This is a genomic window from Streptomyces manipurensis, assembly GCF_049570255.1.
GTDB lineage: Bacteria > Actinomycetota > Actinomycetes > Streptomycetales > Streptomycetaceae > Streptomyces > Streptomyces manipurensis.
The window spans coordinates 6,608,610-6,627,089 of sequence record NZ_CP186950.1 but is presented as its reverse complement, the minus strand read 5'-3'; the positions used below and the strand labels follow the sequence as shown (position 1 = coordinate 6,627,089).

17 protein-coding genes and 2 pseudogenes are annotated in these 18,480 nt (G+C 69.2%); 9 read left to right on the top strand and 10 right to left on the bottom strand.

From position 1 onward, the window contains the following. Window positions 1–9 precede the first annotated feature (9 nt). The 5 genes from argF to ppk2 form a co-directional block, all read right to left on the bottom strand. Window positions 10–1,011: an ornithine carbamoyltransferase gene (argF, locus tag ACPU2J_RS30110; protein ID WP_386461497.1), complete on the bottom strand. Its 1,002-nt coding sequence runs from the start codon at window positions 1,009–1,011 to the stop codon at window positions 10–12. A gap of 73 nt (window positions 1,012–1,084) precedes the next feature. Then, window positions 1,085–2,308: an arginine deiminase gene (locus ACPU2J_RS30105; RefSeq protein WP_420078782.1), complete on the bottom strand. Its 1,224-nt coding sequence runs from the start codon at window positions 2,306–2,308 to the stop codon at window positions 1,085–1,087. 637 nt (window positions 2,309–2,945) lie between these two features. Beyond that, window positions 2,946–3,599: a hypothetical protein gene (locus tag ACPU2J_RS30100; protein ID WP_423834432.1), complete on the bottom strand. Its 654-nt coding sequence runs from the start codon at window positions 3,597–3,599 to the stop codon at window positions 2,946–2,948. Between the two features lie 427 nt (window positions 3,600–4,026). Continuing rightward, entirely contained in the window at window positions 4,027–5,727 is a 1,701-nt protein-coding gene (locus tag ACPU2J_RS30095) for a SulP family inorganic anion transporter (protein ID WP_423834431.1), read from the bottom strand. A 54-nt stretch (window positions 5,728–5,781) separates the two neighbouring features. Then, complete coding sequence (gene ppk2, locus ACPU2J_RS30090; RefSeq protein ID WP_423834430.1) at window positions 5,782–6,576, bottom strand: polyphosphate kinase 2; 795 nt, start codon at window positions 6,574–6,576, stop codon at window positions 5,782–5,784. Between the two features lie 180 nt (window positions 6,577–6,756). On the opposite strand from ppk2, the gene ACPU2J_RS30085 reads away from it, so the two are divergent. Continuing rightward, on the top strand, window positions 6,757–8,439 hold the full coding sequence (locus tag ACPU2J_RS30085) for a GAF domain-containing protein (protein ID WP_423834429.1): 1,683 nt from the start codon (window positions 6,757–6,759) through the stop codon (window positions 8,437–8,439). A 16-nt stretch (window positions 8,440–8,455) separates the two neighbouring features. On the opposite strand, the gene ACPU2J_RS30080 is transcribed toward ACPU2J_RS30085, so the two are convergent. Then, complete coding sequence (locus ACPU2J_RS30080; protein ID WP_423834428.1) at window positions 8,456–8,950, bottom strand: pyridoxamine 5'-phosphate oxidase family protein; 495 nt, start codon at window positions 8,948–8,950, stop codon at window positions 8,456–8,458. A 126-nt stretch (window positions 8,951–9,076) separates the two neighbouring features. After that, window positions 9,077–9,403, bottom strand: a complete 327-nt coding sequence (locus ACPU2J_RS30075; RefSeq protein ID WP_420078787.1) for an STAS domain-containing protein — start codon at window positions 9,401–9,403, stop codon at window positions 9,077–9,079. Between the two features lie 261 nt (window positions 9,404–9,664). Between ACPU2J_RS30075 and ACPU2J_RS30070 the strand changes: the two genes are divergently transcribed. Continuing rightward, entirely contained in the window at window positions 9,665–10,390 is a 726-nt protein-coding gene (locus ACPU2J_RS30070) for a response regulator (protein ID WP_423834427.1), read from the top strand. 68 nt (window positions 10,391–10,458) lie between these two features. On the opposite strand, the gene ACPU2J_RS30065 is transcribed toward ACPU2J_RS30070, so the two are convergent. After that, window positions 10,459–11,334, bottom strand: a complete 876-nt coding sequence (locus tag ACPU2J_RS30065; protein ID WP_420078789.1) for a universal stress protein — start codon at window positions 11,332–11,334, stop codon at window positions 10,459–10,461. A 231-nt stretch (window positions 11,335–11,565) separates the two neighbouring features. On the opposite strand from ACPU2J_RS30065, the pseudogene ACPU2J_RS30060 reads away from it, so the two are divergent. The 3 genes and pseudogenes from ACPU2J_RS30060 to ACPU2J_RS30050 form a co-directional block, all read left to right on the top strand. Continuing rightward, a pseudogene (locus ACPU2J_RS30060) lies at window positions 11,566–11,985 on the top strand (CBS domain-containing protein); the annotation flags it as partial. 84 nt (window positions 11,986–12,069) lie between these two features. Continuing rightward, window positions 12,070–12,771: a response regulator gene (locus tag ACPU2J_RS30055; RefSeq protein ID WP_420082301.1), complete on the top strand. Its 702-nt coding sequence runs from the start codon at window positions 12,070–12,072 to the stop codon at window positions 12,769–12,771. A 115-nt stretch (window positions 12,772–12,886) separates the two neighbouring features. Further along, the gene (locus ACPU2J_RS30050; RefSeq protein ID WP_423834426.1) at window positions 12,887–14,113 is read left to right on the top strand and encodes a glycosyltransferase; all 1,227 of its coding nucleotides are present in this window, start codon (window positions 12,887–12,889) and stop codon (window positions 14,111–14,113) included. A gap of 44 nt (window positions 14,114–14,157) precedes the next feature. Here the strand turns inward: ACPU2J_RS30050 and ACPU2J_RS30045 are convergent, their stop codons facing one another. Continuing rightward, the gene (locus ACPU2J_RS30045) at window positions 14,158–14,640 is read right to left on the bottom strand and encodes a pyridoxamine 5'-phosphate oxidase family protein (RefSeq protein ID WP_420078791.1); all 483 of its coding nucleotides are present in this window, start codon (window positions 14,638–14,640) and stop codon (window positions 14,158–14,160) included. A gap of 347 nt (window positions 14,641–14,987) precedes the next feature. Between ACPU2J_RS30045 and ACPU2J_RS30040 the strand changes: the two genes are divergently transcribed. Next, window positions 14,988–15,275, top strand: a complete 288-nt coding sequence (locus ACPU2J_RS30040) for a hypothetical protein (RefSeq protein WP_423834425.1) — start codon at window positions 14,988–14,990, stop codon at window positions 15,273–15,275. 33 nt (window positions 15,276–15,308) lie between these two features. Here ACPU2J_RS30040 and ACPU2J_RS30035 read toward each other — a convergent pair. Beyond that, window positions 15,309–16,835, bottom strand: a pseudogene (locus ACPU2J_RS30035) (GAF domain-containing protein); the annotation flags it as partial. A gap of 71 nt (window positions 16,836–16,906) precedes the next feature. Here ACPU2J_RS30035 and ACPU2J_RS30030 point away from each other — a divergent pair. The 3 genes from ACPU2J_RS30030 (at window position 16,907) to ACPU2J_RS30020 (ending at window position 18,273) form a co-directional block, all read left to right on the top strand. Beyond that, window positions 16,907–17,290 (top strand): hypothetical protein, encoded by a 384-nt coding sequence (locus ACPU2J_RS30030; protein WP_390167710.1) that lies wholly within the window; start codon window positions 16,907–16,909, stop codon window positions 17,288–17,290. A gap of 64 nt (window positions 17,291–17,354) precedes the next feature. Continuing rightward, entirely contained in the window at window positions 17,355–17,600 is a 246-nt protein-coding gene (locus ACPU2J_RS30025; RefSeq protein WP_389811194.1) for a hypothetical protein, read from the top strand. A 112-nt stretch (window positions 17,601–17,712) separates the two neighbouring features. Then, window positions 17,713–18,273 (top strand): hypothetical protein, encoded by a 561-nt coding sequence (locus ACPU2J_RS30020; protein WP_423834424.1) that lies wholly within the window; start codon window positions 17,713–17,715, stop codon window positions 18,271–18,273. The last annotated feature ends 207 nt before the right edge of the window (window positions 18,274–18,480 follow it).

Here is an 18,480-nt window from a genome sequence, read left to right as displayed (position 1 = left end):
GGATGCCGTTCAGTCGCCGAGGGTGGCGACGAGGACGGCCTTGATGGTGTGGAGCCGGTTCTCGGCCTGGTCGAACACGATGGAGTGCGAGGACTCGAACACCTCCTCGGTGACCTCCAGTGCGGTCATGCCGGTCCGCGCAGCGATCTTGGCGCCGACGGTGGTGTCGCTGTTGTGGAAGGCCGGAAGGCAGTGCATGAACTTGACCGCCGGGTTGCCCGTCGCCTCCAGGGTCTTCGCCGTCACCTGGTACGGCTTGAGCAGGGCTATGCGCTCGTCCCACATCTCCGGCGGCTCTCCCATGGAGAGCCATACGTCGGTGTAGACGAAGTCGACGCCGGCCACGCCTTCGGTCACGTCCTCGGTCAGGGTGATGCGCGCACCGCTGACGGCCGCCGCCCGCCGCGCGTGGTCGACGACTTCGGAGGCGTTGTGCAGGGATCGCGGGCCGACCATGCGTACGTCCATGCCGAGCATCGCCGCGACGATCAGCAGCGAATTGCCGACGTTGTTCCTGGCGTCGCCCAGGTAGGCGAAGGACACCTGGTTCAGCGGTTTGTCGGTGTGCTCCCACATGGTGAGCACGTCGGCGAGCGACTGAGTGGGGTGCCACTGGTCCGTCAGGCCGTTCCAGACCGGAACGCCGGCGTGCTGGGCCAGCTCCTCCACCAGGCGCTGGTCGCTGCCCCGGTATTCGATCCCGTCGTAGTAGCGGCCGAGGACGCGTGCGGTGTCCTTGATGGACTCCTTGTGCCCGAGCTGGGAGCCGGCCGGGTCGAGGTAGGTCACGTGCGCGCCCTGCTGGTGCGCGGCCACTTCGAAGGCGCATCGGGTCCTCGTCGACGTCTTCTCGAAGATGACGGCGATGTTCTTGCCGCGCAGCCGCTGCTCCTCGCGTCCCTCGCGGCGGGCCGTCTTGATGGAGGCGGAGAGTTCCAGCAGGTGGCGGAACTCCTCGGGAGTGAAGTCGAGTTCCTTGACGAACGGGCGCTGGTGCAGGTCGTCGTGCATGGCGGGCTCCTTGATGTGTACGGGGTGTGTGCGGCGGGCGGATGACGGGGACGCGGGGGCGCGGGAGGGGTGGTCAGGCGGCCTCGCGCTCGACGGGACAGGTCATGCACCGCGGGCCGCCACGACCCCGGCCGAGTTCGCTGCCTCGAACGGTGATCACCTCGATACCGCTCTTGCGCAGGTGGGTGTTGGTGGTCACGTTGCGCTCGTAGGCGACGACCACGCCGGGCTCCACGGCCAGCACGTTGCAGCCGTCGTCCCACTGCTCCCGCTCGGCGGACCGCAGGTCCTGGCTCGGGGTGAGGACGTTGATGGACGGCAGACCCAGCGCGTCGGCGATGGCCCGGTCCATGTCCTCGGGGGCGTGGTCGGTGACCCTCAGCCGCTCCCCGCCGGTCCCCGGTTCGATCGTGGAGGAAGGCAGCATGCCGAGGCCGGCGTATCGGGTGAAGGTGTCGCCGCTGACCATCGTCATGACCGTGTCGAGGTGCATGAAGCTGCGGCTCTTCGGCAGGCTGACGGCCACGACCCGCTGAGCGGAACCCGCCGCGAACATGCGCAGGGCGAGATTCTCCACGGCCTGAGGCGTGGTGCGCTCGCTCATGCCGACGAGCACCGCGCCGTTGCCGATGACCAGGACGTCGCCGCCCTCGATGGTGGCGGGATAGGCCGCCTGCCCGTCGGACCACCGGTGGAACTCCCCCTTCGCGAAGAGGGGGTGATGCTGGTAGAGGGCTTCGAAGTGAACCGTTTCACGGCGGCGTGCCCGTTTGTTCATCGGGTTGACGCTCACCCCGTCGTACACCCAGCACGAGGTGTCGCGGGTGAACAGATGGTTGGGCAGCGGCGCGAGGAGGAAGTCGTCGGGCGCCATGGCGTGCAGTCGTACGCTCGGTATCGGGCCCGTGCGCTCGAGCAGTTCCGCCTTGGTGACGCCGCCGATGAGGCAGGCGGTCAGGGCGGCCGGCTCCAGGGAGTCGAAGTACGTGCGGAGCTGGTCGGTGCCGAGTATGCCGAACTCGCGTTCGTCGAAGACCCGGTCCAGCACGAGCTGCCGCGCCTCGATGCCGTCCAACGTCTCGGTGAGCAGGTCCGCCAGGAGGTGCACGCGCACTCCGCGGTCCCGCAGGACATCGGCGAACGCGTCGTGCTCGTCGCGGGCGCGCTTGGCCCACAGCACGTCGTCGAAGAGGAGCTCGTCCTTGTTGGTGGGTGTGAGTCGTGTCATTTCGCGGTCGGGGCGGTGCAGGATGACCTGCCGCAGCCGGCCTGTCTCGGAGTCGACGTGAAACGTCATGGGGTCCCCCGGAGGTGAGACGGAAGGTGCGCTCGACGGGCGCCGTAATGGGATGTGCGCCCGGCCGGGCGTCCTCTGGGGGCGCCTCGGGGAGCACTTGAACTCTGTCACTTGCGCCCCCTCATGCCCGGCGGCAACAGTCCCTGGTGGCGGGCCGGTCGGCACTCTCCGGGAGGACCTGTTCGGTCGCTTCGCAGGGCCCTTCGGCCCTGTATGGCGACGGTCGGGAACCGAACGCGGCGGGGACGAGGGACACCCGCGGTCAGAGGTCTGCGTGCCGTGCAAGGGCCAGGGGTGGCCGGCAGTGGTCCCGCGCGGCGTACATGACGGCGCCCCAGAACGCGCCACCCGGTGACGGGCACGTACAGCGGCCGACCCCCACGACCGCCCCGCCAAACCGCTCTACGACGACACAGACGTCGAGAACACACTGAGGGTCTGCGCGAACGTCGAAATCGCACCGAGATCCGGTTTTCTTGCAGTTAAGTGACCATCCAGCCGCTACATCGTTAGGCCATTCGTGCGGGAGCTGGAACGGAATTTGATAACTGCGGCCGAGGAACCCATCAAGCCTGGCTCGAGGGCCCGCCCGGCAAGGGCTAGGAACTCCCCGTCCGCTGCCGCCTGCCACGACATATCACCAGCCACCCGGAATCCACCCTCGAAATTCCAGGGCGCGTATGCGAGCGCCGTCACCGTTGCGCAAAGTGCCGACACATGGAGAGGCCTCATGGACTTCAAACCCTGCGACGGCTGGGTTCATACTTTGAGCGAGCAAACCCTCTGCTTCACCGGCAAAGTCCTCATGGATGGCGAATGGGTCATTCGAAAGGACTGCGAGGAGATGATCCAGCAGTTCGGTGCGAATTCCAAGCCGGACTTCTCCTGAAAGATCACCGTCGTCGTCCACGGTGATCTCGCCAGTCAGCTCGTAACCGACTGACACCGGGAGTACAGCAAGAAACTCGTCCTCGCCGCATGGGAACGCGAGCAAGGACATCACGTATGCGTGGTGGATGGGAACGGATTCGTCGACTTGATCGATGGAAATCCCGCGCCCTGCCGAGAGCTGCAACGGGCTCAGGGCGCGGACGACGGCGTCTTCGTCCTCGCCCGCTCCGGAGACGGGATCTTGGGCGGTCCCCTTCATCAACGCAAGGTCGGGCAGCACGGAACCGGAGCCCTGTCGCTCGACCTCGATCACCTCGACAGGGGCACCAGGGCTCACGAGGCAACCATCGCCGCTCTCATCGAGCACCTGGCCCACCAGCAGGTCGAGGTACGCGGGCACGCACGCAGTGCCCCACGATTCGACGCCGGCTGGTCACGTGGCGATGACATCTTCATCGCCGAGGTCAAGAGCTTGACCGGCGCGAGTGAGGATCAGCAGATTCGCCTGGGGATCGGGCAAGTCCTCGACTACGCGCACCAGCTACAGCTCGGGCGCACCGACATTCGGGTATGCCCCGTCCTGGCCCTGGAGATGCGGCCGACTGAACCGAGATGGACCTCGCTCACGGAAGCCAACGGAATCCTTCTCACATGGGCTCCCGTCTTCGCAGGATGCTGTGCCAAAGACTTCACCCCCGCCATGGGCAGCCGCCCCCGGCGCACGGCGGCAGACGATCCCAGCGAACACCCGAACCACCCGGACCGCATTCCCCCGACTTAGTCACCAGCAGGGGCCGGGCGGCCCTTTTCGGGGCGGCAGGTCCTGCTCATTCCGCCTCGGGCCCTGCCCCGCGGTTCCATTCCCGATAGGCGTCCAGAGCCGTGGGCAGGGTCGGGTAGATGCGGTCGGCGCCCACCGAGGCGGTCAGGCCGTAAGCGTCCAGGTCCTCGCGGAGTTCCTGTTTGACCCTGGCCAGGGCGAGGACGATGCCGCAGTCCTCGAGTTCCTGGCGGAGTGCCTCCACGGCGTCCAATGCCGTGATGTCCACCTCCACGTTCGCCTCGGTGTTGAGGACGAACCATCGTGTGGGAGAGGTCTGCTCGTCGACCGCTGCCAGGGCACGGCGGCGGAAGTTCTCCGCGTTGGCGAAGAACAGCGGCGAGTCGTAGCGGTAGATCAGCAGCCCCGGAACCGTCCGCGCCGTCGGGTAGTCGTCCACGTCGTGCATGCCGGCGAGCCCGGGCACCATGCCTTCCACGGCGTCGTGCGGGCGGGCCACACGGGCCAGCAACTCGACCACGGACAGGGTCACGGCGACGAGCACGCCGTACAGGATGCCGAGGGCCAGAACGCCCAGGAGGCATCCGAGTGCCAGCAGCAGCTCGCGCCGGCGGAAGGCCGCGAGACGCCGGAACTCGCCCACTTCGACGAGGCGGACGGCGGCGTAGACGACGATGGCGCCGAGGACGGCGCTCGGGGTGTGGGCCAGGAGCGGCCCCAGGAAGAGGAGGACCATCAGTACCGCGAGTGCGGCGAACAGGGAGTAGGCCTGGCTCCGCGCCTTCGCCGACTGGGCCAACGCGGTGCGGCTGGCGCTGCTGCTGACGGGGAACCCGTGCATGAGGCCCGCCCCCAGGTTCGCCGCCCCCAGGGCCAGCAGCTCACGGTTGGGGTCGAGCGGAAGTGGGTCGCCCCGGTCGGCGAAGCCCCGGGCGGTGAGGATCACGTCCGAGTAGCCGACGAGAAGGACGCCCAGCGCCGGGATCACCAGCTGCGGAAGGTCATCGAGGGACGGCAGCGCGGGCACCGGCAGCCCGGAGGGTACGGCTCCGATCACGGCGATCCCGTACCGCTCGTCCAGCCCGAATGCCGCCACCAGGGCTGTGACGGCGACAAGGGCGAGCAGGGGACGCGGAACCAGCCGCCAGTACCTCGGCGCCACCAGGAGCAGGACGAGCACAGCGGCGGCCAGGCCGACGGTCGGCCAGTGAACGTGCGAGACGTTGAGGGCGAAGGTGTACAGCTGTGAGAAGAAGCCGGAGCCGGCGGCTCGTACTCCGGTGAGCCGGGGCAGCTGGTCGACGATCATGATCAGGGCGACACCGGCGAGGTAGCCGACGAGCACGGGCCGCGAGAGCAGGTCGGCGAGGAACCCGAGGCGCACGGCCCAGGCCGCCAGCGACACCAGGCCGACGACCACGGCGAGGGCCGCCGCGAGCACCGCGTACCGGCCCGGGTCCCCTCCTGCGAGCGGCCCCACGGCGACGGCCGTCATCAGCGCGGTGGTCGACTCGGGTCCCACCGACAGCAGCCGTGAGGAACCGATCGAGGCGTAGAGCACCATGGCGGGCAGCACGGCCCAGAGCCCCGCGACCGGTGGCAGCCCGGCCACCCCCGCATAGGCCATGACCTGGGGCACCAGATAGGCGGCCACGGTGATTCCGGCCAGTACGTCCCGACCGAGCCACGCCCGGCGGTACCCCCTGAGACCGGGAGGCAGCAGGGACAGCCTTCCACGTGCGGACATCGTGCTCCTCGCTGACGGTGCACTTGGCGACTCCGCGTCGGAATCTGCCGCGCTTCAGTCGTTCCCGAGGGTGGACGCATGGTCGGGGACGGCGTTCTGGAGGTCCTTGGGAGGCCGCTGGTATCCCGTGGAAGGAGGACGGGGCGGCAGGGTGAGCGACGGCAGGGCCACGTCCGCGTAGGGAAGCGAGGACAGCAGGTGGGCGATCATGTTGAGTCTCGCGCTGCGCTTGTCGTCGCTCTCGACCACGTACCAGGGGGCGTCCGCCGTGTCGGTGTGGACGAGCATCTCGTCCTTGGCCCGCGAGTACGCCTCCCAGCGCGTGAGGGACTCCAGGTCCATCGGGGAGAGCTTCCAGCGCCGCAGCGGGTCCTTCGCCCGGGCGCGGAACCGCTCCTCCTGCACTGCGTCGCTGACGGAGAACCAGTATTTGCGGAGCAGGATCCCGTCTTCCACGAGCATGTGCTCGAAGACCGGGCACTGGCGTAGGAAGAGCCGGTGTTCCGCCGGTGTGCAGAAGCCCATGACGTGCTCGACTCCGGCGCGGTTGTACCAGCTGCGGTCGAACAGGACGATCTCGCCGGCGGCGGGCAGGTGCTCGACGTAGCGCTGGAAGTACCACTGGCTGCGCTCCCGCTCCGTCGGCGTGGGGAGGGCCGCGATGCGTGCGAGGCGGGGGTTGAGGTGTTCCGCGACACGCTTGATCGTGCCTCCCTTGCCCGCGGCGTCGCGGCCCTCGAAGACGACCACGAGCCGGGCACCCTTCGCGCGCACCCACTCCTGGAGTTTGATCAGCTCCGTCTGGAGCCGCAGCAGCTCGTCCTCGTAGACCGCCTTCTTCAGGCCCATGGTGTCTCCTCCCCGTCGTCGTCCGGCGCTTCGGTCACGTCAGTCTCGGCTGGCATCCGCGCGCAACGATGCCCATCGGGTCCGGGCGTGTCGATACGCTGACCGTGGATCGGGCAACCGAGCGAGCCGTCGGAGGGGAAGCACGTGGGTGTGAGGGATCCGTTGACGCAGGTACCGCGGATGCGGCTGGACGAGCTGCTGGACGAGCTCCAAGCGCGCATCGACGAGGTGCGCGGCACCCGGGACCGGGTGCACAGCCTCCTGGAGGCCGTGGTTTCGGTGGGGCGGGAGCTTGATCTCGCCCAGGTGCTCCGGCGGATCGTGGAGGCGGCCGCGCTGCTCGTCGACGCCGAGTACGGCGCTCTGGGAGTGATCGGCCCCGACGGCCGCACGCTTTCGCAGTTCCTGACTGTGGGGCTCACGGATGAGGAGATCGCCGAGATCGGTCCCTTGCCGGCGGGCCACGGCCTGCTCGGGGAGGTTATCCACCACCCGGAGCCACTGCGCCTGACCGATCTCGGCGCGCACTCCTCTTCCTACGGCTTTCCGGCCCACCACCCGCCCATGCGCACCTTCCTCGGTGTGCCGATCCGGGTCCGCGACGAGGTCTTCGGCAACCTCTACCTGACCGACAAGCGCGGCGGGATCGACTTCGACACCGAGGACGAGACGGTCATCTCCACCCTCTCGGTGGCGGCGGGTGTCGCGATCGACAACGCGCGGCTCTACGAAGGCTCTCAGCGCCAGCAGCGGTGGCTCAGGGCCAATGCGGAGATCACCGAGAGCCTGCTGTCCGGCAGCTCCCGACCGGCGGTGCTGGAGCTCATCGCCCGCCGCGCACAAGAGATCACCGCTGCACGCCTCGCGGACATCGCCATGCCCGTGAGCGGTATCGACGGCCTGGTCGTGGAGTTCGCGGCCGACGCGGACGGAGCCGAGCGGCAAGGTCTCGTCGTCCCCTTCGCGGGCACGCTCGCAGGAGCGGCCCACCTGGCCGGCAAACCCGTCACAGCGGTGCAGGCCTGGGCCGACGAGCGCTATCCCGCTGAGTCCCAGGTTCAGGAAGGGTTGGGGCCCGCCGTGGCCGTCCCTTTGGGCACCGCGGGCGGCGAAAGCAGAGGTGTCCTGCTGCTCGCGCGCCCGGCGGGAGAGCCGGCGTTCGGCGAGGGCGAGCTGGAGCCGCTCGTCGCCTTCGCCGGTCAGGCCGCACTCGCCTTGGAGCTGGCGGAGCGGCGCCGGGACGCCGAGCAGATAGCACTGCTGGAGGAGCGCGACCGAATCGCCCGTGACCTGCACGACCTGGCGATCCAGCGTCTCTTCGCCACCGGCATGACCTTGCAGAGCGCCGCCCGGCTCGTCGAGCACGATGGGGCCGCCGAAAGGGTCGGCCGGGCGGTCGACGACCTGGACGAAACGATCAAGATCATCCGGTCGACGATCTTCGGGCTGCGTACCAAGGACCGCGAGGGCGGCCCTGGTCTGCGGGCGCGCGCCGCTCGCGCCGTCGGCGACGCGGCCACCACCCTCGGCCATCCGCCGCGCCTGAGCATGGAGGGCCTGCTCGACACCGACGTACCTCCACAGATCGCCGACCACGTCATGGCTGTGCTGGGCGAGCTGCTCAGCAACGCCGCCCGCCACGCACAGGCGACCCGGGTCGGAGTGACCCTCAAGGCCGGCCAGGGCGAGATCGTACTGACCGTCTCGGACAACGGGACGGGCATTCCGGCTCAAGGCCGCAGAAGCGGCCTGCTCAACCTCGACGAGCGGGCGCGGAGCCTGGGCGGCTCCTTCAGTCACGAGACTCCGGATGACGGGGGTACAAGGCTCGTCTGGCGGGCGCCCCTCCCCACCGGGGGCTGAGGACCGGGGCACGGCGTCAGCCCCGGGTCACAGGCACGGGCAGCGTCGGGTCCGCCTCCAGCAGGAACCCGGTGACAAGATCCGGCCGGATCCGCAGGGCGCTGGTCATCCGGTGCGCCACCCATGGACGAAGCAAGTGCGCGTACCGGTCCATCTCGTCGGCATCTGCCACCACCCTCGCGTAACCAGTGACGACGACGCTCCAGCCGAGGTGCGTGACGGGATCGATGACGTCCGCTTCGTAAGCGACCACCACACCGGGAGCATCGGCGGGTGCCGCCAGGGAGGCCAATGCTCCGTCCTCATGGATCCGGACGATGATGGCCTCGTTCTCGACGAGATGGTTCACGGGGCGGACGGCGGGCAGCGCGTGCTGTGTGAAGACGATGCGCCCCAGGGACACCGTCGAGAGCAGCCGCAGGGCCTCGGCCCTGTCCAGCTCCCGCATGTAGCGGCGGGCTGTCGTGTCACCGACCTCTCGGGCCCGTAGCGGGTTGCCTTCGTGATCCATGCTGCTTACCTTCGTCCGGCCCCGATGGGCCCTTGCGGCTTCCGCGTCCCAGCCTTCACCCCGATCCACGGGAGAACCAGGGCCGAACGGTCCCCGTCCAGGGGTGAGATTCGGACACCCGCTCGATCACGTCACGGCGAGCGGCAGGCTGCGGTCGACACCGAGCACCTGCATGGACTTGACCAGCAGGGGTGGTACGCCGCAGAGCAGGAGCTGCGTGCCCGCGCTACGGCAGCGCTGGTGGAGCCGGAGGAAGAGTTCGATGCCTGAGCTGTCGCAGAAGGAGATCCCGGACAAGTCCAGGACCATGTTGCGGTGGCCGAATCCGGCGAGCTCGGCGAGGCGTGGTTCCACTCGTCCCGCCGTATGGAAGTCGAGCTCTCCGGCCAGGGCCATCCTCAGACCGCGGTCCTCGCGTGCCACGGTCCGCAAGTCGATCAAGGCGGTCGTCATGGTGTCCTCCGCGCTGCGTGCGGCTCCGTCGAGTCGCGCCGTTCCCCGTGCACCCGCAGTTCATCGGGTGCTGAGTGCACTCGGGAAGGCCCGGCAGGCCCTCGGACAGGGCCGAAGGTCCCTCCTCCTCTGCCCACACCGGCCCTGCCGCGCGCAGCGGCAGGCCGATGAGTGCCGATCGGCACTGTCCGTTCCGCCCGTACGGAAGGCAGGTTGCCGGTGTTCGTGCGTTCAGGACGAACCAGGCGAAGGAGTTGCGTCATGACCGGCAGCGGTGCCCACTCCCACGCGACGAGCGCGAGCGGCGCGACCGTTCCCATCAGCATCTTCCTGCTCGACGACCACGAGGTCGTGCGCAGAGGGGTGCACGACCTGTTGGACGCCGAGTCCGACCTGACCGTGGTCGGTGAAGCGGGCACAGCAAAACAGGCGCTGATCCGCATCCCCGCACTGCGCCCCCGGGTCGCGATCCTGGACGTACGGCTCCAGGAAGGCGACGGAGTCAGCGTGTGCCGGGAGTTGCGCTCGCGGATGCTCGGGCTGGCCTGCCTGATGCTCACGTCGTTCGACGACGAGGAGGCACTGCTGGACGCCGTGATGGCAGGGGCTTCCGGCTACGTCCTGAAGCAGATCACCGGTACCGACCTGGTGACCGCGGTACGGACGGTGGCCTCCGGCCAGTCGATGCTCGACCCCGGCGCCACCACGCGGCTGATGGCCCGCATGCGCGGCGACGTGCCCCGGGAGGAGCGGGCCCCGGGGCTTCCCGGCTTCACGGACCGGGAGAAGGAGATCCTCCTCATGGTCAGTGAGGGTCTTACCGACCGGGAGACCGGCAAGCGACTGTACATCGCGGAGAAGACCGTCAAGAACATCATCTCGCGGCTCTTCGTCAAGCTGGGCGTGGAGCGGCGCGTCCAGGCCGCGGTGATCGCCAGCCACACGCTGACCCCACCCGGCCGGCACCCGATCCCGGCCGCGGAGTAGGAACCGCCCACGGGAAGGGCCGGGCACGCCGCACGACGGCGAGCCCGGCTTCAACCGTCGATTCGGCGTCAGTGGTGCGGGACGACGGCGACGGGGCAGGCCGCGTGGTGGAGGACGGCATGGGCCACCGAACCGATGTGTGTACCCACCGCCGACTCGCGGACCCGGCGGCCGACGACGACCAGCTGGGCGTCCGAAGCCTCCGACAGCAGCACGTGGCCGGCGCTGCCCCGCTCCACGTGCGCGACGACCTCCACCTCGGGAAACCTCAGCCGCCACGGCTCCAGCGCCTGGTCCAGCGCGGCCTTCTCGAACGGCTCCAGCCCGCCGAACTGCTCGGCGATCCACATCGAGCCGGGGCTGTATCCGTACACCGGGGGCAGGTTCCAGGCCCGGACGGCGCGGAGCGGGACCTTGCGCGCCGCGGCCGCCTCGAACGCAACGCGCAGTACCTCGGCGGATTCCTCCACTCCACCCTGCTGTCCCACGACGACCTCGCCCTCCTCCGGCACGGCCAGAGGCCTGCCGTGGGCGGAGCGGACGGAGACGACGGGGCACTCGGCGGCAGCGATCACCTGCTGACCGTAGGAGCCGAGCAGGAAGCCGAGCAGGGCTCCGTGCCCGCGGGTGCCGAGAATCAGCATCTCGGCTTCCTTGGCGGTGCGCAGCAGGGCCGGCACGGCCGTGTCGCACAGGACTTCTGCGGTGAGCGCGAGCGACGGGTACCGGTGGGTGAGCTCCTGCTCGACCTCCTTCAGGATGTCGTCGGCCCGGCGGGATTCGGTGTCGCGGTCCTGGACGATCGGGACGGCGAGCGGCTGCCACAGCCAGGCGTGGACCACGTGCAGGGGCAGGTCACGCCGTACGGCTTCCCGCGCGGCCCAGTCCGCGGCGGCCCGGCTTTCCGGGGATCCGTCCACTCCGACAACGAGGGTGCGCTTCACAGGTCTGTCCTCCGTACTGATGCGAGAGGCATCGGGGTCGGCCGGCGGGGATGGGCGGCGCCGACCGGGGGAAGACCGGCGCCACCGGGATTCACCTTGCTCGTGCCGGGCAGGGGCGCAGAAGGGCCAACGGTCCCTCCTCGAGGGCCGGTCCTCCTCTCGCGGCCGCACCACAGCAGGGGCAGGGTGTCGGTATCTTTCCGCCGCGAGGAGCCCGTCCTGCCGGACCAGCTCGACGAAGCCTCCAAAGCCGGCGCCGTGCTCGCCGAGGACCTGATGTCGAGCCCCGCGGTCACCGTCCACGCCGACGCCACTGCTGCGGAGGCTGCCCGCATCATGGCCCGCAAGGGCGTCAAGCGCCTTCCGGTGGTGAACGAGGTCGGCATGCTGGAGGGCGTCGTCAGTCGCAGCGACCTCCTGAAGGTGTTCCTGCGTCCCGACGAGGAGCTGGAGGAGGAAATCCGCCAGGCCGTGTTGGCCGAGCTCGCACCGGGCGCGCGCTTGGACTTCTCCGTGCAGGACGGAGTCGTCGCCCTCCGGGGACCGCTGCGGGACCGGGCTCTGGTCCCGCTCCTGGCCCGGGCGATCCGCAGCGTCGAGGGGGTCGTCGACGTCCGGATGGAGTTCGACGGGGCCGTCTCACCTGCTTAACAGGTGCATAGCACTCTACCCTGAGACAATCCGGGTGGAAGCGTGCGCAGCGTCATCCGGATCAGGCGGCGATCATGTTCCGACATACCGGGCGCCTCCGCGGAGGCCCCCATCAAGGTGTTCCTCCTCGACGATCACGAGGTGGTAAGGGGCGGGTTGCGGGACCTCCTCGACGCCGAGGGGGACATCACCGTGGTGGGCGAGGCGGGCACGGCGGAGCAGGCCCTGGCCCGCGGGCCGGCGCTCCGCCCGGACGTCGCCGTCCTCGACGTACGACTGCCCGACGGTGACGGAATCTCGGTCTGCCGGGAGCTGCGCTCCCGTATGCCGAACCTGGCCTGCCTGATGCTGACGTCGTTCGACGACGAGGACGCCCTGTTGGACGCGATCATGGCCGGGGCGGCCGGGTACGTGCTGAAGCAGATCAAGGGGTCCGACCTGGTCTCCGCCATTCGTACGGTCGCTACAGGACAGTCCATGCTCGACCCGGCCACGACCGCCCGCCTGATGCACTCACTGCGCGACCCCGATGCAACCAAGGTGCCCGAGGACACCCGCCTGACCGCCCTCTCCGAGCGGGAGCGCGCCGTCCTCGAACTGATCGGCGACGGCCTCACCAACCGCCAGATCGCCAAACGGCTCTACCTGTCGGAGAAGACCGTCAAGAACCACATCTCCCGGCTGCTGGGCAAACTGGGGGTCGAACGGCGGGTCCAGGCAGCCGTCATCGCCGCCCAGGTCCACGACCAAAAGCGTGCAGGTGACGAAACATCCCCGAGTCACTAGCTGGTCGCCACCCCGAACGGGGTCGTGCCACAGATGCCGTCGAAGCGGATCAGGTATTGACGAAAGAACCCATTCCTACTCCTTCACTCTTATGCGAAGAGGGAAGATTCAGAAAATGCGCGCGTTGTTGACGACGTGGGGATCCCGGGGAGATGTCGAACCGCTGGTGGGACTGGCGGTGGCACTGCGACGGCTGGGCGCGGAGACGGTGGTGTGCGCGCCACCGGACGAGGAGTTCGTGTCGCTGCTGGCTCGCGCCGGGGTGCCGTTGGTGCCGCTCGGCCCAACGGTGCGCTCGGTGGTCGCCGGCGAGAAGCCACCGACGTCGGAGGACGCGCTCCGGCTCGCCTCCAAGCTGGTCACCGCGGCCTTCGACACGCTCGACGCGGCCGGCAGGGGGTGCGACGTCCTGCTCGCGAACGGCATGATGGCAGCCGCCGGCGCGCGGGGAGCGGCCGACCGACTGGGCATCCCCTACGTGTACGCGTGTTACCACCCGCGCGGACTGCCGCCGCAGGACGTCCACTTGGAGACACGGTCGGGCACGCGGCCCCCGCAGAAGGAGACGGACAAGGCGAAGTGGGAGCAGGGGAAGCAGGCGCGCGACCTGTACGGCGCCGCGCTCAACAGCCATAGGGCGGAGAAGGGCCTACCCCCGGTAGACGACTTGTCCGACTACGTCTACACCAACCGGCCGTGGCTGGCGGCGGACGCGACTCTGTGTCCCGCCCCGCTGGACAGGACCGACATCGACGTCGTCCAGACCGGGGCGTGGGTCCTGCCCGACGAACGTCCGCTCCCGGACGAGCTGGTGGCGTTCCTGGACACCGGTACGCCACCGGTTTACGTGGGCTTCGGCAGCATGGCTCCGCACGCGCCGAAGGACGCTGCCCGAGTGGCCATCGAGGCCAGCCGCGCACACGGCCGCCGGGTCCTGCTCGCCCGCGGCTGGGCCGGGCTGGCCCCGATCGACGACGTCGACGACTGCTTCCTCGTCGGCGAGGTCAACCAGCAGGCACTGTTCGCCCGGGTAGCCACCGTCGTGCACCACGGTGGCGCGGGTACGACGACGACGGCCACCCGGTCCGGCACGCCCCAGGTTGTGGTCCCCATGATCGGCGACCAGCCCTGGTGGGCCACCCGAGTGGCCGAGCTGGGCATCGGCGTGGCACACGAGGGCGCGACGCCGACCGTCGACTCCCTGTCCGCGGCGCTCACCACGACCCTGTCACCTCGGACCCGGACACGAGCTGCAGCCGTGGCCGACACCATCCGCCTCGACGGGGCGACGGTGGCCGCGGATCTGCTTCTCGGCGTAGCCAGAGCGGAAGGCCGCCCGTAACCGGGTGAACCCGCACGGAGTCGTCGATCACAAGTCCCCATGGCTCAGGCCGAGCCTTTCGAGTCGTCCGCACGGATCCGGAAGCCGGTGACCACGCCGGGCCTGATCCGAACCGCGCCTGATACCGGCCCTTCGGCCCAGGGCTCCAGGAGTCGGGCGTTGCGGTTCAACTCGGTCGGGTCGGTGACGGCGCCGGCATAGCCGGTGGCAACGGCACTCCAACCCAGATGGGTGTGGGGATCGATGGCGTCGGCTTCACAGGCGACGACCACCTCCGAACCGTCCTGCGTCGAGAGCAGGGCCGCCAGTGTCGAATCGTCCTGAACGCGGACGACGATGTCACCCCCGTCGAGGAGGTGGTTGACGGGGCGTACGGCGGGCAGGGCATTTCTCGTGTAGACGATGCGGCCCAGCCCGACCGTTCCGAAGAGCTCCAGCGCCTCATCAGCGGCGAGGTCCTCCGTTCGCCGCTCCGGCGTTCCGGAGGCAGGCACAGCCATGGCCCTGTTGACCGGATGGTTCTCCATGGCGGGCGCCCTCCGTTCAGCAGGTCAGGAACAAGCCGTCTCCTCCCCCAGGCTCTACGGTTCTGCCGACCCGGACATGGGCCGTTCGGTCCCCTCCGGGGGCCCACAGGACCCATACCAGGGGCATGGCGGCCGGCCCGGACTGAAGGCGGACCCGAACCAGGAGGCCCTTCATGAGCACCTTCTCCCATCCGCATGAATGCGGCGCTGCTGGTCGACTGCCGTACCCGTCCGCTGGAGTTGGCCCACGAGGTCGCCTTCGACGAGAGGACGCATTTTCCCGCGACGGCGGCCATGCGGACCGGTTCTGAATCGTCCGGTCGGGCACGGTCACCCTGGTCGTCCACGTGCCCGGGCAACGCGCCGCCGTCATCGAGACTCTCGGGGGCGGCGAGCTGGTCGGCTGCTCGGGCTGTTCAAGCCGTATTACCTGGCGCCTGCGTGCCGAAGCCATGATGCCGGTCCGCGCACACGAGTTCGACGCCCTGCGCGCCCGCGCGCTGATGGAGGCCGACTGCGGGTTCGGCTCGACGCTCGGCCACTGGGTCGGGCAGGTCCTCGCCCATCGGCTGCAAGCCGCTCGGTTCCGCCTGCTCGATCTGCACGCGCACTACGGCAGCGGCCGGTACCTGTGACCTCGGGCCACAGGCCTCGGTCGGCGGTGGCGGTCACACAGGCGGTGAGACGAGCGGCACCCACCACTCAAGGCGGGTGCCCGACTCGTCGGCCACCCGTGAGCTGACCTTCATGCTGCCGCCGAGCCTGTCCGCGCGTTCCGCGAGATTGCTCAGGCCGCTGCGTCGGCCGCCTTCGCGCAGGCCGATGCCGTTGTCGGCCACGGTGACGGTGAGGACGCCGTCGGCCGCGACGATCGAAACCTCCGCCTGAGTGGCCTCGGCATGGCGGACGACATTCGTCAGGGCCTCGCCGAGTACGGCGAGGACCTCGTCGGCGACCGCGGACGGTACGTCGGTGTCGATGAGCCCCTCCATGCGCAGGGCCGGGGCGAATCCGAGGACCGCAGCGGCTTCGTCGACAGCCTGGACCGTGCGGGAGCGCAGCTTGGGGGTCGCGCCGGGCGCCTCGTGATCGCGCAGCCCGAAGATGGTCGAACGGATGATCTTGATAGTGGCGTCCAGGTCGTCGATGGCGCGGGCCAGGCGTTCGGATGCCTGGGGGTGGTCGACGAAGCGCTGGGCACTTTGGAGGGTCATGCCGGTGGCGAAGAGGCGCTGGATGGCCAGGTCGTGGAGGTCGCGGGCGATGCGGTCGTGGTCTTCGAGCAGGCTCATCTGCTCGGCGTCGCGGCGCCGCTCGGCCAGTTCGAGGGCGAGGGCTGCCTGGCCTGCGAATCCGGGTAGGGCAGCGACTTCGGCGGTGGCGAACCCTGCGCGGCCGTGGCGCCGGGCCAGGACCAGGATTCCGCTGATTTTTTCCTTGGTGCCGACGGTGACTGCTACGGCCGGGCCGAACCCCGTCCACCGCTCAGGCTGAACGGTGACGTGCGGGTCGGTCGCCACGTCCGCGACCGTGATCAGCCCGCCCCTCGCCACGGCGGCTTCGGCCAAAGTACCGGCAGTGCTCGGCAGGACGATGCCCCGGTGTGCCTCGGCGCCATCGCCCAGGGCCAAAGAGTCGAGCAATTCTCCGGATGGTCCGAGCAGGTAGAAGACACCCATGTCAGCGCCGGTGATGTCCTTGGCCCGTTCCAGCATGCCTGCGAGGACCTCGTCCTGGGGGGCGCCGGAGAGCAGAGCGCTGGTGATGTCGGAGCCGGCGGCCAGCCAGCGTTCGCGCAGGCGGACCTCTTCGAAGAGGCGGGCGTTCTCGATGGCGATGCCGGCGGCTACGGCGAGGGTGGACAGGACCGCCTCGTCCTCCTCGTCGAAGGCGACGCCGCCTCGCTTCTCGGTGAGGTAGAGGTTGCCGAAGACGTCCTCGCGTACGCGGATGGGGACGCCGAGGAAGGAGTGCATCGGCGGGTGGTGGGGCGGGAACCCGTAGGAGGCGGGGTGCTCGGACAGCTCGGACAGCCGCAGGGGCTCGGGGTGCCGGATCAGCTCGCCGAGGATGCCGTGGCCGGAAGGCAGGTCGCCGATCCGCGCACGGAGGTCGTCGGTGATGCCGACGGGCAGAAACGCCGCCAGCTTGCGGTCGTCGCCGATGACACCGAGGGCGCCGTACTCGGCGTCGACGGAAGACTCCTGAGTACGCCCTACCGAGTGATGTCTGCGGGGTCCCGGTCGATCCCGCTGTCCTGGAACCTTTGCTGCTCCCGGGCGAGAAGCTGGAACAGTCGACGGTCCTTTCCCGGCCCGACGCTCCTCACTGCTTCGTGCAGGTGGACGAGGAGAGCGTCCTCGGTGTGCAGGGGGAGGTCATACCGGCAGATCAGGACCCGAGCGCGCGGAGAGAGTGGCAGATCCCCGATGCGGCAAGGATCGAAGTCGGCGACGACGCCCGTGTGAGCGACATCAATGTGGTCGCGGTAGCCGCGTGCGCCCACCAAGGCAAGGCTGACAAGTTCGTCGTCCAGGTCGAGCGTTTTCACCCCGAGCGCGATGACGCCAGGAAGCGCCGGGCGGCTCTGGCCGACTTCATGACGGTGTACTTCCCGGCCGCCAAGAAGGCGGCGGGCTGCACTTCATGACCGTATGCGCCAGCCTTCTCCGGCAGAGCGGACCACCGAGAATCTTCGACGGAGGACACAGCCTGTGCGGTACGACGACGAACCGGTCTTCAAGCGCAGCAAGTGGGGAACGAACCGCTACCACTACAACCCCGGCAACCCCGTCGGGCTCGCCCTGATCATCATCACGCTGCTCGTCGTCGGCACGATGATGATCCTCATGGCCAACCGGGCCGGACCGTTCAAGCCCGCGCCCGCCCCCGCGCCCTGGAGCCCGCCACAGTACGACTACTCGCCGCCGTCACCTTCGAGCAGCCCACCGGGCCGTTGAACGCCGATGGGGTTCCTGCCCGGCGGGAACCCCATCAAGATGGCGTAGCCATCACATCAGCGCTGTGTCAGGGTCCGGCTCCAGGGCCGCTACCAGCCCTAACGTCGCTCTCATGGGACGACGTTTCACTCAGGCGGCGGCCGGCGCACAGGGCGCCGAGGCGGCACTTCCTGGACCCTGCGCACACGACGTCCAATGGGCCGGTGAGAGGCGCTCGGCGATCGGTGTCGCGTTCCTCCTCTTCACGGCCCTGTTCACCGCGGACGCCGGTTTCGGAAGCCTCGACGTGACGCGCGGAGTCCTCTGGACCGGCCTGGCCGGCCTCATCTTCGTCATCTTGCTGCCGCCCCGGGTCTCCGTACGTCCCGGTCTCTGGAGCGCTCGCGGACTCTTGATGACGAACACGGTCCGTACCGACGCACTGGCCTCGGTCCACTGGTTCGACGGGGTGGCACAGCGGATGATCCTCCGGGACACAGACGGGAGTCAGGTCGAGATCGACCCGACGGTCCTGGTCCGCAACCCGGCGATGTGGCGCCTCCTCGACACAGACACCCGCTCGTCCCTCCGGCACGGCACCCTGGTGCACGGCGCGACTGCTCTGCGACAGCTGGCGCAGCGCATCGACCGGGAGACGGCCCACACGGTCTTCAAAGTCTCCGGCTTGTACTGACCCCCTCCCGACTCACGCTCTCACGCCGGTCACCGATCCCGCTCGGGCGCTGCTGCCAGCAGCGTAAGTACCGCCTCCTGAAACTGCCGTGACAGCCGGGCGATCAGGTGGTTACGAAGGCGTCCTCGCGTGGCGCTGAGAGCTCGTGTGGTCAGGGGGCGACGTGATGCGACCAGCAGGCACAACCGCTGCCATGCAGAAGCAGGG

Excerpts from the sequence above, each read along its gene's own strand:
- argF (WP_386461497.1), bottom strand. The coding sequence starts at position 1,011 with ATGCACGACGACCTGCACCAGCGCCCGTTCGTCAAGGAACTCGACTTC.
- ACPU2J_RS30105 (WP_420078782.1), bottom strand. The coding sequence starts at position 2,308 with ATGACGTTTCACGTCGACTCCGAGACAGGCCGGCTGCGGCAGGTCATC.
- ACPU2J_RS30095 (WP_423834431.1), bottom strand. The coding sequence starts at position 5,727 with ATGTCCGCACGTGGAAGGCTGTCCCTGCTGCCTCCCGGTCTCAGGGGG.
- ppk2 (WP_423834430.1), bottom strand. The coding sequence starts at position 6,576 with ATGGGCCTGAAGAAGGCGGTCTACGAGGACGAGCTGCTGCGGCTCCAG.
- ACPU2J_RS30085 (WP_423834429.1), top strand. The coding sequence starts at position 6,757 with ATGCGGCTGGACGAGCTGCTGGACGAGCTCCAAGCGCGCATCGACGAG.
- ACPU2J_RS30080 (WP_423834428.1), bottom strand. The coding sequence starts at position 8,950 with ATGGATCACGAAGGCAACCCGCTACGGGCCCGAGAGGTCGGTGACACG.
- ACPU2J_RS30075 (WP_420078787.1), bottom strand. The coding sequence starts at position 9,403 with ATGACGACCGCCTTGATCGACTTGCGGACCGTGGCACGCGAGGACCGC.
- ACPU2J_RS30070 (WP_423834427.1), top strand. The coding sequence starts at position 9,665 with ATGACCGGCAGCGGTGCCCACTCCCACGCGACGAGCGCGAGCGGCGCG.
- ACPU2J_RS30050 (WP_423834426.1), top strand. The coding sequence starts at position 12,887 with ATGCGCGCGTTGTTGACGACGTGGGGATCCCGGGGAGATGTCGAACCG.
- ACPU2J_RS30045 (WP_420078791.1), bottom strand. The coding sequence starts at position 14,640 with ATGGAGAACCATCCGGTCAACAGGGCCATGGCTGTGCCTGCCTCCGGA.
- ACPU2J_RS30020 (WP_423834424.1), top strand. The coding sequence starts at position 17,713 with ATGGGACGACGTTTCACTCAGGCGGCGGCCGGCGCACAGGGCGCCGAG.